This window comes from Nocardia sichangensis, assembly GCF_047200615.1.
GTDB classification, from domain to species: Bacteria; Actinomycetota; Actinomycetes; order Mycobacteriales; family Mycobacteriaceae; genus Nocardia; species Nocardia sichangensis.
Window position 1 is genome coordinate 1 of the sequence record NZ_JBJZOK010000011.1, and the last position, 13,344, is coordinate 13,344.

General features: G+C 69.4%; 11 protein-coding genes. 3 read left to right on the top strand and 8 right to left on the bottom strand.

Features of this window, described 5'->3' with window-relative positions:
• Nucleotides 1-178 precede the first annotated feature (178 nt).
• The 8 genes from ACL03I_RS17025 to ACL03I_RS17060 form a co-directional block, all read right to left on the bottom strand.
• Nucleotides 179-1,867, bottom strand: coding sequence for a vWA domain-containing protein (locus tag ACL03I_RS17025; RefSeq protein ID WP_412806433.1), 1,689 nt, complete (start codon nt 1,865-1,867; stop codon nt 179-181).
• 42 nt (nt 1,868-1,909) lie between these two features.
• Entirely contained in the window at nt 1,910-2,212 is a 303-nt protein-coding gene (locus tag ACL03I_RS17030; RefSeq protein ID WP_412806434.1) for a hypothetical protein, read from the bottom strand.
• An 82-nt stretch (nt 2,213-2,294) separates the two neighbouring features.
• On the bottom strand, nt 2,295-3,464 hold the full coding sequence (locus tag ACL03I_RS17035; RefSeq protein ID WP_412806435.1) for an AAA family ATPase: 1,170 nt from the start codon (nt 3,462-3,464) through the stop codon (nt 2,295-2,297).
• An 806-nt stretch (nt 3,465-4,270) separates the two neighbouring features.
• Nucleotides 4,271-6,124, bottom strand: coding sequence for a BTAD domain-containing putative transcriptional regulator (locus ACL03I_RS17040; RefSeq protein WP_412806436.1), 1,854 nt, complete (start codon nt 6,122-6,124; stop codon nt 4,271-4,273).
• Nucleotides 6,121-6,855, bottom strand: a complete 735-nt coding sequence (locus tag ACL03I_RS17045) for a hypothetical protein (protein WP_412806437.1) — start codon at nt 6,853-6,855, stop codon at nt 6,121-6,123. Before ACL03I_RS17045 ends, ACL03I_RS17040 begins: the two co-directional genes overlap by 4 nt.
• 120 nt (nt 6,856-6,975) lie before the next feature.
• On the bottom strand, nt 6,976-8,115 hold the full coding sequence (locus ACL03I_RS17050) for a lipase family protein (RefSeq protein ID WP_412806438.1): 1,140 nt from the start codon (nt 8,113-8,115) through the stop codon (nt 6,976-6,978).
• Nucleotides 8,112-9,350: a cutinase family protein gene (locus tag ACL03I_RS17055; protein WP_412806439.1), complete on the bottom strand. Its 1,239-nt coding sequence runs from the start codon at nt 9,348-9,350 to the stop codon at nt 8,112-8,114. Before ACL03I_RS17055 ends, ACL03I_RS17050 begins: the two co-directional genes overlap by 4 nt.
• Entirely contained in the window at nt 9,347-10,144 is a 798-nt protein-coding gene (locus ACL03I_RS17060) for a hypothetical protein (protein ID WP_412806440.1), read from the bottom strand. Before ACL03I_RS17060 ends, ACL03I_RS17055 begins: the two co-directional genes overlap by 4 nt.
• A gap of 720 nt (nt 10,145-10,864) precedes the next feature.
• On the opposite strand from ACL03I_RS17060, the gene ACL03I_RS17065 reads away from it, so the two are divergent.
• The 3 genes from ACL03I_RS17065 to ACL03I_RS17075 all read left to right on the top strand — a co-directional run bounded on the left by ACL03I_RS17065 (nt 10,865) and on the right by ACL03I_RS17075 (nt 13,342).
• Entirely contained in the window at nt 10,865-11,737 is an 873-nt protein-coding gene (locus ACL03I_RS17065) for a helix-turn-helix domain-containing protein (protein WP_412806441.1), read from the top strand.
• Between the two features lie 165 nt (nt 11,738-11,902).
• Entirely contained in the window at nt 11,903-12,709 is an 807-nt protein-coding gene (locus ACL03I_RS17070) for a helix-turn-helix domain-containing protein (RefSeq protein ID WP_412806442.1), read from the top strand.
• A 126-nt stretch (nt 12,710-12,835) separates the two neighbouring features.
• On the top strand, nt 12,836-13,342 hold the full coding sequence (locus tag ACL03I_RS17075; RefSeq protein WP_412806443.1) for a flavoprotein: 507 nt from the start codon (nt 12,836-12,838) through the stop codon (nt 13,340-13,342).
• The last annotated feature ends 2 nt before the right edge of the window (nt 13,343-13,344 follow it).

Consider the following 13,344-nt stretch of genomic DNA (forward strand, 5'->3'; position numbering starts at 1 on the left):
TGCCACCCCTGTGGGTCCCCAACCAAACTGGTAGCGGGCCGGGGGGTTTTATTGGCGTCGCGCTTTCGGCGGGGCGGGGGTGGCGGCGGGGGGGGGGGGGGGCCGGGGGGGGGGGGGGGGGGCCGGGCCCCCCCCCGGGGGGGGGGGGGGGGGCCCCCCCCCCCCCGGGGCCGGTGGGTTATGCGGTGCGTACGGCGGCGGTAGCGGCGCGGGCGATGGCTTGGGCGGTGGTGGCGGGGTCGGTGATGCGGTGGACGATGGCACCGGTGAGGGGTCGGACACCGCGCGTGTTGGGGGCGAGCCACAGCACCGCGCACCCGCTGGCGCGGAGCCGGTCGAGGCGCTGCTGGGCGCGTCGGCGGGGTTCGGCGCTGAAGACGCCGTCGGAGATGATGACCAGCAGGCGGGTGTTCTCCCGGCGGGATAGTCCGAGCGCGCCGTCGAGTGCGTCGATGGCCACGTCGATGGCCTCGTAGTTGTCGCTGGATTTGAACTCGGTGACCTTGGCCGGTGCGGTACCGGGGCGGGTAACCGAGTGCACGTCGTTGCCGAAGGTGAGGGTGGCGGTGTCGGCGGGCATGGTGGCCAGTTGGGCGGCGTGGGCGATGATCCACGCGGCGGAGGCGACCGGTTTGGCGTAGGAGGTCATCGACCCGGAGATGTCGCAGGCGATCCCGACTCGCAGCGGGGGCACGGGCACGGTTTTACGGGTGGTACGGGTGAACATCTCGGCGGTGGGGATGGCCCCGGCGGCGCGCTGGGCTTCGCGTGCCATCGCGCCGCGCATCCGCACCCGGCCCGGTGGTATCACCGACCCGGTTTTGACCACGGCGCGTTCGCGGCGGCTGGCGGTGCTCAACGCGCGCGCCAGCACACGAGCGGCGGCCCGCTCATCCGCGCGCGGCGCGCGAGGGGCGCGGCTGATGGGAGTCGAGCCCCGAGCGCCGAACACCTTGCTCGCGGCGGCCTCGGCTTCCAGTTCGGCCATGAGTTCGGCGGCAGCGGCAGCGGCGGCGATCTCCGCCGGATCGAGCGGGGCGGGTTCGTCGGCAACTGCTTTGGTGATTTTGGTGATCGTCGCGTCGATCGCGGCGGCCAGTATCGAGGCCGGGTCGGGTTCGGCGTGCGGGTCGGGGCCGACCAGGTCGAGCCAGCGCTGCCCCAGTTCGAGCATCCCTGCCGTGTCGTCGTCGGCGAGGGTGTGCGCGTGCTGCCAGATCGCTTGGAGGTCGGCGAGTTTCGTAGCACCGAGGATGGCTTTTATCGTGGTGGCGGCGGGTGCGGTCTCGGTCTCGGTGAGGATGCCGCCGTCTACGCGGCCCAGGATCAACGCGGCCGAGTGGGCGGCGGCGTATTCGGTGGCGGGTACCGCTGCCATAGCGGCGGGGCCGCCGGTGTCTCCGATGACGATCTCGGTGGCCGAGGCGCGTAGCCAGTGGCGGTCGGCGGGGCGGCGGCGGATCTGCGCGGCCTCGATGCGGGACTCTTCCAGCAGCATCGCGGCCTCGACCACGGCCGGATTCGCGAGTGCGGGTGGCTCCCAGGCCGAGTGGCGGGCGTGGGCGCATTCGTGCACGAACGCACCGAACAGGGCCGGGTAGCGGGCGCGGTCGCTGTTGCGGTCCGGGCGCGCTGTGGCCGGGTCGATCCTGAGGTGGGTGCCGTCGAGTTCGATGGCGGCCCGATGCGGCATGAACACCGCCGGGTGCCCGTGCGCGGCACCGGGGGCGATCGTGACCACGAGGTCGTCGCGGTCAGCGATCGGGGGTGCCTCCTCGGTCAATGCGGCGGACAGGGCAGCCCAGCCGGTGGTGGCGGGCGGGGCGGCGGGTGTGGTGGCGGGGTCGGCGATCACGTGAGCGGTCACGGCGGGGTGTTCCTTCCGATCAGGCGAGAGGTGTGTGGAGGTTCAGTCCGGCAGCCGGGTGGACAACGGGGCGGGTGCGCTGTTGGTGTAGACCTGCGCGGCGAAACCCGCGTGCCGGTTGCGCATGACACCGACCGCGCCCGTCGCGTATTCGGCGATGTCGTCGGGATTGACCAGGTGGATACGCGGGGCGGCAAGGGGGGCGCTCACGTGCGCCACGGTGAACATGCCCGCATCGTCGGCGGCGTAAATGATGAATTGGTCTCCGGTGACAGGGTTTTTCACCTCGTAGATCGGGGTGAGCGCGGCGGTGGTCGGGCGTGTCCGGTTCCTCGGTTCGGTCATTGCGATGGCTCCTCTTCGAATTCAGCTGTCACCGTGCGGTTTCAGGTGTTCGGGGTCAGTGGTGGCTGTAGCGGAAGGTCGCCTAGAGGCGGGTGCCCAGCGACAGGGGCTCGAGGGTGGTGCCGAACACGGTTTTGACGACCTCGGCGACGATGGCGCGGTCCTCTTCCGGTGCGGTGCCGATGAGGTTGGCGGCGGCGGTGAGTTCGGTGGTGGCGGTGGCGATCTTCTGGAAGGCCAGCAGTTCCCGCAGTTGCGGTGCCCACCCGATCTCGCCCTTGGCTTGGCGGGTGGACAGATTGCGGGCCACCCGCACCGCTTTCGGGTTCACCCCGAGGCTGGTGGCGAGGTCGTAGTCGCTGGAGACCTGGACCTGGAAGGCGAACCGGCTGGCGAGCGCGTCCGACAGGATCGCCCCGTGGACTCCGGGGTTGTGTCCCGCGCAGATGTAGAACCCGGGCTCGGCTTTCACGACCTCGCCACCGTTGGCTTTGATCACGATCTCCCGCCGCCCGTCCATCGCGGGGTATACGCACGAGAGCACGGTCGGGGCGATGAGGGTCGCGTCGTCGACGAACAGCACTCGGCCCTCGCGCATCGCCCGGACCAGCGGCCCGTGCACGAACACGAAGGTCCCGTCCGGGGCTTGGGTGTACTCGCCCACGAAATCAGCGACCGTGGTGTCGCCATCCCCTTGCACGGTCAGCAGGTCACCGAACGCGGCCTCGATCAGCGAGGTCTTCCCGGTTCCGGGTGGCCCGTACAGCAGCACGGGCACCTCGTTGGCGCGCATCGTGCGCAACACATCCACATCGGCGCTGCCCGCGAGCTTGCGCGGGTGATACATCTGCCCATTCGGACGCGCCACCGGCCCACTCGTCGTTTTCGCCGCACGGGGCCGCCTACGCGGTGCGCTTGCGGCCGGGACCGCCGGGGCAGCGGGCGCGGCGGGTGCCGCCGGGGGCGTAGCGGGTGCGGCCGGGGCGGGTGTGGCGGATGCCGCCGAGGCAGGCGTGGCCGGGGCGGCAGCGGCGGCGGTGTGGGCGTTGGCGCGGTAGCGGCGCGGTGAGGCGGCGGTGCGGTCGGCGTGACCGGCGGCGGTCAGCGCCTCGAGCGCGTTGCCGACCGCACCGGAAGAACGCGCCAGGGTTTTCGCGACCTCCCGGGGGGAATGCTCGCGGCCCGGATCGCCAGCCAGCACACCGGCGACCATGCGCCGCAATTCACCATTACCCAAACGAGGTGCAGTCATTTCGTCTCCAGAAAGTCGAACCCGAATCACGTACCGCCACGCGGATCGTGGCATACGTGTGGCGAGGCCACCAATCGGATTTCCGTGGATTCCCCGGCGAATTCCGGGGCACGTCTCGACGCTAGCTCGGCTCACGACGAGTCCACAACCCGAAAAAGCGGCAATTTCCCGAAATTTATTCGCGAGCCCCCATATCCGACAAAGCAAGAATGAAATGAAACGCGCGCAGCCCTCCTCGGCCGAGACCGCGCACCGCCCATAAAAGCAACAAAAGAAAAGAAGATAGATGACACAGAAGGTGGAGAAGATAAGGCGGGATGGAGACAGGCAGCAAGGGTGGTTGCGGCACGGCACGGGCGGGAGGAACCGCCGACGAGTGGGGGCGAAGCATGTCTATATAGCTTTGTATATAGACAATCCTGGATGGCCCCCACTCGGGTATATGGCCCCTGAACAGGTATTTTGCCGCGTCGAAGTGGGGCGTCTTGACCGCCCCACGGAACACCCCACGGAAAACCCCACGGAGCGCCCCACCAATTGACCACATCAAGATCGCGAGCAGCAGCCGCACCGGGAATAAATCCACGATGCCACGAGAACGGCATTCGAGAATTCGTGAATGAAATGCGTATCCGCGCCCGCAACGAATAATTTCCCGAGCGGCGCGCATCGCTGGATTGAATTATACATTGCATTCGGCACCGACCGTCACTCGGTAACACTTCGCTGCCACACGGGAGAGGGTGGCGCGGATTTCTTAGCGGACCCACGCAGCAGCAGGAGAGGATTCGTTTGATGGCCGTCTTCTATTCGGCGGTTTTACGGAGGTCTTCGAGGAGCCGGTGTGTTTCGCGGCTCGGGGTTTCGCCGATTTCGGCGAGTCTGTGGGTGAGTAGTGAGTAGGTGGAGGCGAGGGCGTCGTATTCGCCGAGTCGGGCGTGCAGGCGCAGGATGTGGTGCCAGAGGGTTTCGTTGTAGGGGTCGTTGTCGACCGCTGTCTCGAGCAGTCCCAGGGTGGCGTGGGGGTCGAGGTCGGCGTTGCGGGCCAGCCAGCTCAGCGCGTAGCGGGTGTCGCGGCGTGCGGCTTCGCGCAGGGGTTCTACCCAGGCGGCGTCGGTGAGGTCGGTGGCCAGGGTGGTGGTCGCCAGCTGCGCGATGGTTCGGCAGGCGGCGGCCTGGTCCTCATCTGCGGTGGCGCGGCGGCGGGAGGCGACGGCCGCGGTGAACTGCCGATAGTCGACGGTGATCCCGTCTTCGGACAAGCGGCAATGCGTTCGGTCGTCGCTCAGCAAGGTGGTGACCTGGTCGTCGGTGGCGGCGGCGACGGTGGTGCGCAGGCGGCTCAACGTGTTGGTCAGCGCGTGCCCGGAGCGTTCCGGGGCACGCTCGTCCCAGAGCAGCTCGATCAGCGCTGCCCTGGTAATGCCCTCGGGGTGCAGGGCGAGCACGGTGAGAAGCGCGCGGCTGCGTGGCTGCAACCGGGAGGTGATGTCCACGGCCTCCTCACGCCCTGGTGCTCGCCATAGCAGCCGGGTCGGCCCGAAGACCTTGATCGCCAGTCCGGGCTCGGACCGCTTCGGGGCCGGGCTCGCCGGTGGCGGGCTCGACGGCGCGAAGCGATGTGGCGCGGCAGGAGGGTCGGTGGCTCGGTCCTGGCCGGGTGGGCTGGTCTGCTGGGCGGCGTGGCCGGGTGTGGTGGGGCGAGGCGGCGGCACACGTACGGGAGAGGGGGCGGGCGGGGTGCGGACCTTCCCTGCCTCCGTTCTCGGGTTCGGTGACGGTCGCGGGCCTACGGCGGTGGTGGCCGGGTCGAGTCGGTAGACGGTCGGTGGTGGTGCCTGGCGGCGGGCGGGGGCCGTGTGGGGGCGGGTCGGTGGGCGAGTACGCCGATGCGGGGCGGTCGCGACCGGGTGCGGTGGGCGCAGTTGTTCGCGCACGGCGGTGGCGATGGTGCGCGCGGCAGGCAGCAGGCGAGGACCGCGACGCGGTTGCCGGGTCCCGTGCAGCAGCGCCTCGGCCGACACCGGCGCGGCGGGCAAGGATCCCAGGATCGGCAGGGCGAGGGCAGCGGCGAACTCGCTGCGAGGTTTCTCGATGAGCACGATCCCCCGGCGGCGGCAGCCCGCGGTGAGTCGCAGGATGCGGTGGGCAGCGAGTTCGGGCTCGGTGTATTCGGGGCGTACGACGACCAGGCAGGCGTCGGCGGCCTCCAGGACCGGGGCCAGGTCCGAGTCCGGTTCGGGGACACCGCAATCGGCGAACACCGTCGCCCCCAGCCCCCGCCAGCCCGGGTGCGCGCCGGTCAGCAGTGCGGTGGTCAGTGCCGTTCGCGCGGGGTCGCGGCCCGGTGGTGCGGCCAGCATCGGCACGGCGTTGGGCAGGAATTGCAGGTGCTCGAGCACCCGGTCCTTTTCGAACTCTGCGTCCGGTTCGAGGGTGCGGGCCAAACTCGCCAACCCCAGATACGGGTCGGCTTCGACCATGTCGGCCAACTGCCCACCTGCGGGGTCGGCCTCCACCACCAGCGCGGCCTCGCGACCAGGCCAGGCGCAAGCCAGAGCCACCGCCGTGGTCGTGGTGCCGACGCGCGGGCCGAGGCCCGCGACGGCGATCAGTAACGGCGCCTGCGAGCCGGGAGACTGTGGGGTGGTCGGGGTCATCCCTGCCTCTGGATGTTGCTGATCAACAGGCCGCTCTCGCCGGGGCGGGTGTTGATGAGCTGGAGGTAGTCCATCCGTTGCCGGTCCGGGCGCAGCTCGACCACATGCACGTTCGCGGTCGACTCCGAGATCGGAGTTACCGCGACGCAATGGGTCGTGCCCGCCGGGATCGAGGCGATCCCGGCGGCGAGTCCATCTGCGGCGATGCCGGACTCCGGTGCCAGCAGCCGCATCGCGGTCTCGGCGTTGCGATCGATGTAGTAGGCGGCCTCGAACGCCGCGATCACCCCCGCCACGGTCGCGGTGGTGTCGGCGCGACGGTCGGTGACCACGGTGCCCGACAACCCGGTGCACGCCCCCTCGGCCGACGACGTGACGCTCGGCGGGACCGCCGTGGCACGCAGCGGATCACCGGCGTCTCGTGTGTCGTCAGCCCACACGGCCACCACACCGATCATCACCGCCACAGTGGCCGCCAGCGCCGCCCACACCCGCCACGACACCCGATGCCCGGCATCACCCCGCCCCCATAGCCCTACGGCCGTGTCGGGCGGGTCAGGAGGCTGCGGCAACGCCACCAGCCAGCGACCTTCCCGCGCCGCAGGATTCGCCTCGACCCCGGTCTCGGAATCGAGATCGGGGTCGGGCACGAGGTGCAGGGACGGTCCCATTAGCGGCTGTTCGATCCAGGCCCACGGGTCGTCGTCGCCCGGCGTCTTGCGCAACTGCATTCACCTCGCCTGATCAGGAGTAGGTCTCGGACTGTGTGCTGTGGGTACGTCTCCGGGGGCCTGCCCGCACCCCGGGTGGGGGTGGGTGCGGGGTGCGGGCAGGGTTTCCCCTGGAGGGGGTCAGGGGCGGGTGGCGTGCTCGCTGTGCTCGCCCTCGCCGATCGGCCGGCCCGGCTTGGGAGGCGGCCGGCGGGTGATGTTCTCGCCGAGTCTGGCGAGGACATCGGGGGTGGCGGCGTCGGCGGTGGCGCGGTGATCGGCGCCGTACTCGCGCCAGCTGACCTCGGTGCCGCGTTGCCGGTAAGCGATGAGGGTGCGCCGCCCAGCGGACACGGGCACGATCTCATCGTCGCTGCCGTGGTACAGGTGCAGCGGCATCGCGGGCATGGTGTGGGCGAGGGTCTCCAACGCCAGCACCCGCCGCCACCAGTGATCGTTCCACGGGTCCGGGCGTCGGCACCAGTGCGCCACCGGTTGCGGAAACCGTTTCAGCAGTGCGGCATCGGTGAGATGTTGTGCCTCGGCCACCGCTCGCGTCCCGGCCTCGGTCAGGATGTGGCGCAGCGGGAGCTGGTCGTAGGCGCGTGAGAGCCCGATCAGCGCCGCGAGCCCGAGGCCCGCGCCCAAGCCCCGGCTGAACGCCGGAGCCAGCGCCGCGAGGTCGGAAGCGACGGCTCCGGCGGCGATCCCACGCAAGTCCACCTCGGGCGCATACCACGGCTGCAGTTCCCCGGCGGCGGCGACCACCCGCCCACCGTCGGCGTATCCCCAGGCCACCACCGGCGCGACCGGGACATCGGGGTTCGCGCCCCGATAGACCGCCCGCGCCAGATCGAGCACGGCCCTGCCCCCGGCGCGGGCGGCGAGGAAGGTGTGCGGTCCTCCTCCGGTGAGGCCGAGTCCTTCACCGTCGGGTATCGCCACCACCCACCCCCGCCGCAAGGCCGCTTCGATCCCGGTCGTGTCGGGTTCGGCACCGATCGCCAGCAGTTGCGAGGGTGCACACACCCCGCCCAGACCACGAAACTCCGTGCAATACACCAGGATCGCGGTAGCACCGGGCTCGGCGACCGCCTCAGGAGTCAGCACGATCCCGGAGGCGGGAACGAGTTCGGAGCGAGAATTGGTGGAGATGTAGATGACCTGCCACGCTCCTGCCGCCGAGGTCAGTTGCGGAACGAACACCGGCCGGGTGCGCACCAGATCTCCCGCGCGGCTGCCGGTCACGGTGGGTGTGTCGTAGAAGTCGCTGTTGTTCACGGGTGCCTCCCGGCCAGATCGTGGGCGAGTGCGGTCAGCCACGCGACGCCGCTGACGAGCTGTCCGGCAGCGGCGTATCCGGTGTGGCGGCCATGGATGTCGGCATAGCGCAGCCACACGCCCGGGTTCGTCAGATCGGCGTTGTCGGCCACCAGCTGCCCCCACGCACCCGAGAGCTGCCCGGCCAGTTTCGGCAACTGCCCGACCGGGTCGGAGGCCACGACCTCGGTGATCTGTCCCCACCGGGCCGTCGCGGCAGCCGTCTGGTCCGGATCGGGTCGGGGCGTGCGGGGGTCGGAGGCGTCGGTGAGCCGGTCGGCCAGGCTCGCCGCGGGGACGTAATCGACGACGCCGGGGCCGATGTGGAAGTCGTTGTTCACCATGGTGGTCCAGGCGTCACCGAGCACACCCGACAGCAGCGCCTGGATCGAGCCGAGCGCGGCCACCGGATCACGCAGATCCGCCTGGGCAGCGATCTGCGCGGCCACCCGCAACAGGGCGGCGCGATCGGGTGCCGAGCAACTCAAGTCGCCATCGACGCAGATATCGGCCACCCGCCCGGTCAACGCCCCGTACTCGACACCCGAACTGGTGGCGATCCCGCCGCCGGAGGCCGGGGCGGTGGTGATCGCCACCCCCGACACCGCCACCCCCGTGGTGCCGGGGGCCGGGTCGGGGGTGAGCTGACCAGGACGGCCGGGGATCACCGGCGAGCCTGGGGCGCGATCGGGATCGGAGTACAGCGCGATACCTGCCACCCGCTCGGCCGGGACGGGTCCCTCGCCCGCGCCGACAGCGCGGGCGAATTCCGACACCACCTGCGCACCTTGGGAATACCCGACCACAGCCAGAGCGGTGGCGGGGCAATCGGCGGCGATCCGGGCGGCAGTGGCCGTGAGCGCGGCCAAGCCCTCGCCCATCGAGGCCGCGTAGGAGTCGGGGCTGGTGCCTGTGCCCACCGCGCCACCGAACCCAGCCGGATAAGCGATGTACGTGCGGTGCACGAGGTCTGGCACAGCGGCCACCACCGGGCCGAGCAAGAATCCGAGCATCCCGGTATCGGCGGACGGGGATGCTTCCGGGGACGACTCGCCGGTGCCCTGCACTCCGAGGACCCACAGCACAGGGCAACCCGGGCCTGCGGCGGGTGGTTGCGCCGCCCCGGAGCCGGGCGTGCACAGCGCGCTCGTGCAGGCCGCCAGGATGGTGGCGGTGAGGAGACGCAGACCGGTCACGGCTGGCCCACCCCCACTCCGGCACCGAACCCTGCGCCCACTGTGCCACCGGCCAGCGCGCCGACCACGGCGGCGGGAACCCCTGCCACGATCGCGCCCGCGACAGCACCGGCTGCTGCGCCCAGCACGGTCCCGGCCACACCGGAGGTGATCGTGCCGATGACCGGCACGCTCACTACCGTGCCCAGTGCGGCACCGGCGATACCGCCGATCGTGCCACCGGCCAGCCCGCCCGCGACCGCGCCCGCTGCCGCCGCCGGGGTCCCCGCCAGCGCGCCTCCGATCGCACCACCGATCCCTGCCCCGGCGATCGTGGCACCGGCCACCCGATCAGAGCGACCCGCCGGGATCCCGATCGAGTCCAGGAACGTCGCGGCCTGCGCTTCCAGGTTCGCGGCGGTGGTGTTGACGCCGTCACGAATCTCCGGAGGCACCCAGTCCGGCGACGGCGTCTCCCACTGGCCGATCCGGATCGTGTCCGGCGGGGCCTCGATCGGCGCGACCGGAGGCACCGGTTCCGGTGAGTGCAGCTCGACCACCTGCACCGGCGGCGCGGGAGCGGGTGGAGGCGCCGGGCGCGGGGCCGGGCCGTTGCGGACCTCGGGCGGCTGCACCGCATACACAGGGGGTTCGGGCGGTGGTAGGTCCGGTGGTGGGGGCGGGGCGGGTGCGGTGGTTCCGGGCTGGGCCGGGGCGGTGACCCCGGGCTGGTCGGCGATCGGATCCGCAGTCAGCGCACCGGCTTCGGGTGTGGCGATCATCATCACCATCGGTAGGACACCGACAGCCAACATGCGGCCACCCCACAGCAGCCGACCCCCGTACGCGAGGGATGTATTCCCGTTTTCGGGCACGACAAATAACCCTTTCGATCGAATGAGAAAGGAAAGGAAAAGGATCAGAAAATGCGCGTGACAACACGCGAGAAAGGCCGATACTCCCGGCTGCCCGACCACAGCCGGGAGACCCGTCGGCGTACCCCTCGAATCAGAGGAACGGCCCGACGATCAGACGAACGACAGGACCAGACTCAACGCCTGCGAGGCGACCGACAGCACATTCGAGACCAGCGAAGCGCCTGCGTCGAGCAGCACCAGAATGTTGTATATGTCCAACGGTTTTCCCTTTCTGAGGAGGTGTGATGCTCCACCATCACAGCCCCGAAAACCGCTGCTGCGCTACCCCTTCGAGAGGTAAAGAATGTGCTATCACAACCATTACCCCTCCGGCCGCACATGATGGCCTGCGTCGATGCAGGAAAGGGGTAACGCGAGTATCAGTAGAGAAACTAGAGAAACGTCCCGAACGCGCGCGTCATCCCGGCGCGCGAGCACAGCAACACATCGCGCCTGCCGCGCGGACACCTATGGCTATTTGTCGGCTAGCTCACAGAAAAACTTGTTTGCCGGGGATGATCTTTCTCTGGTAGGAACGAATCAGCTCGGGGAAAGTTAACCCTTCAACGTACCCCACGTGGAAGGAAGTACGGAAGACCGTAGTAGGAGGGGCTTTACGTGACCCGGACAACGAATCCGGCCCACCATCCGCGACGACGCCGCCAGCAGGACCGCGCCAGTTCGTCTCGGTCGGAGATACCCGACCTCGGCTGCTGGGCGCGCCGGATCCGCGAGCGCCGCAAACTCCCCCGCCCGCGCGCGGCTGACCGCCTTCACATCAGCGAGGAGATGCTCAAAAAGATCGAACACAACAAGGCGACGCCCTCACCAGCGGTCCTGAGCCACCTCGTCACTGCCTACGACCTCGATCGCGCGCAGGAACGCTACATCCGCGACCTCGCCCGGCCCCCGGTGGCTCTGCAGCCGATTGCGGAACTACGCACGCGCATCGACATTCCGGAGAACCGGGCGACACTGACCTACCTCGACCGCCGCGAGATCGCCGGCGCCTACATCGATCCGCTGTGGAATGTGGTCCTCGCCAACGAACGGTTCACTGCGGGCCTGCCCGGCATCGAAGGATTCCGCGGCAACGTCGCCTTGTGGTTCTTTCACCCCGGCTCGACCACGGCCACCGCCGAACCCATCGTCGTGCACTGGGACAGCGTCGCCGCCTACCTGGTCGCGACTCTGCGCGCCGCTCTCGGACGCCACCGCGAAACCCCGCACGCTCTTACCCTCGTCCGTGACCTGCGCGGTGCGGCCACCTTCCGTGAGGCGTGGGACACCAGCGATGCGGTGGCCTACGGCCGCCGCCCCGAGGAACCCGTCCACCTGCGCGACCCCATCACCGGCGAACTGTACTCCGCACGTATCCACCTCGGCTACGCCTCGAGTTCCCACGACGTCCGATTCTGTGTGTGCTACTGCGAGCCCTACAACGGGTCAGGTCTGACCGGCAGTGTTAGTCGACACGGAAGATGCCGATGAACTGCAGCTCACGGTGCCAACCCCCGAATCCCCGCACCACCGAACAGGAGTACCGAATGACAGGCAATCCCCCCACCCGCCAACACAACGCCGAGCAGGCACCTCGTCGTTCACACGCCAGGGAAACCGCGCTCGCGCTACCTCCGCACAGACGGGCAAGATGAAATGCGGAAAGCCCCGGCACTCGACGGGATGCCCGACTTCCACGACTCGTTGGAATGGCTGCGCCACCGCCATCATCTGTCCCGTGAGTCCGCGGCCCAACAGGCCGGTTTCAGCAGTTCCTACCTCCACCGGCTCATCCGGGATCGGACCTATCCCGGCCCTCGTGTCTTCGCCAAACTGGTCGACGCCTTCGACCTCGACTCCTCACAGCGACGACACCTGCACGAACTGTGGCAACCCTCCCTCGACCTGCCACCCGCCGAGGAACTACGCCAGCGCCTCACCGGCCTGGGCATCCAAGCCCACCTCGACCACCTCGATACCCGCGACACCCTCGCCGTCTACCTCGATCCCCTCCGAACCGTGCTGCACGGCAACCGGATCTTCCACCGCATGGCGCCCGGCCTCGCCGAGGCCGACAACAACTACTTCCAGTGGATGTTCTCCCCCGCCGCCCGCGACCACATTCACGACTGGGACAACGAAGCCCGCTACACCGTTACCATCCTGCGCGGAACCCTCGGTCGATACCGCGATCTCCCTCGAGCGCGATCCGTGTTCCGGAAACTGCGGGCCACCCCCGAATTCCCCCGCGTCTGGGAATCCACCCCCATGCAGGTCACCTACGACCGCCCCCGCCCGACACCAATCCATGTACGTACACCGGGCACCGATCAGCCCGTCTCACTCAGCCTCGAGATCGGCGATTACGGCGAGTGCCCCGACGTCCTCCTTGCCTACGGCCTCTACGGCACACCCGCCATCGCCGCTGAGAACGCCACCTTGGAACACGACAGAACCAGGTAGTCGCGGGGTGGCCGCCCGAGTGCCATCGGAGCGCCGCCGGGCGAGTTGGGCGACCTCGCCCGGGGCGTGTAGGCGTAGTGATGGTGTAGCCCGGCAGTGTCCTCTGCAGACTGCCATGATGGGCTCATGACTGACCGAACTCAGGTGAGTGAGCTGGTCGAACTCGCCCAGGCTGAGGGCTGGGACGTGTTCGTCGTCGCCTCGCCGAACGGTGTCCGCTTTCTCGATACCGACGCCTTGGAGGCGCAGACCGGTCACCCGGTGCGCTGGGAGTTCGAACAGCCAGGAACCGAGGACCTCCTGCCCCCGGCCGACGCGATCATCGCAGCACCGCTGACGACGAACAGGATGGCGAAATGGTCAGCCGGTATCGGTGACACACTGCCGCTCGCCCTGTTGGTAGAAGCCGTCGGCGAAGGGCTGCCCGTCGTAGCGATCCCGCACGACAAGCAGGAGCAGGCCAACTTCCCCGCCGTGCGTGAGGCCCGCGAGCGACTGGCTGGCTGGGGTGTGTGGTTCGTCCGCATTACCGAGGACGGTGAAACCGGACCGCTTCCATGGACGCGGGCGCTGAACGTGCTGGGTGAACCGTTGACCGCTGCAGGGTCCGCTACCGTCTGCCAGAATCGATGAAC

Coding starts and splice junctions, on each gene's coding strand:
- ACL03I_RS17030 (WP_412806434.1), bottom strand. CDS start 2,212: ATGACCGAACCGAGGAACCGGACACGCCCGACCACCGCCGCGCTCACC.
- ACL03I_RS17035 (WP_412806435.1), bottom strand. CDS start 3,464: ATGACTGCACCTCGTTTGGGTAATGGTGAATTGCGGCGCATGGTCGCC.
- ACL03I_RS17040 (WP_412806436.1), bottom strand. CDS start 6,124: ATGACCCCGACCACCCCACAGTCTCCCGGCTCGCAGGCGCCGTTACTG.
- ACL03I_RS17045 (WP_412806437.1), bottom strand. CDS start 6,855: ATGCAGTTGCGCAAGACGCCGGGCGACGACGACCCGTGGGCCTGGATC.
- ACL03I_RS17060 (WP_412806440.1), bottom strand. CDS start 10,144: ATGTTGGCTGTCGGTGTCCTACCGATGGTGATGATGATCGCCACACCC.
- ACL03I_RS17070 (WP_412806442.1), top strand. CDS start 11,903: ATGCGGAAAGCCCCGGCACTCGACGGGATGCCCGACTTCCACGACTCG.
- ACL03I_RS17075 (WP_412806443.1), top strand. CDS start 12,836: ATGACTGACCGAACTCAGGTGAGTGAGCTGGTCGAACTCGCCCAGGCT.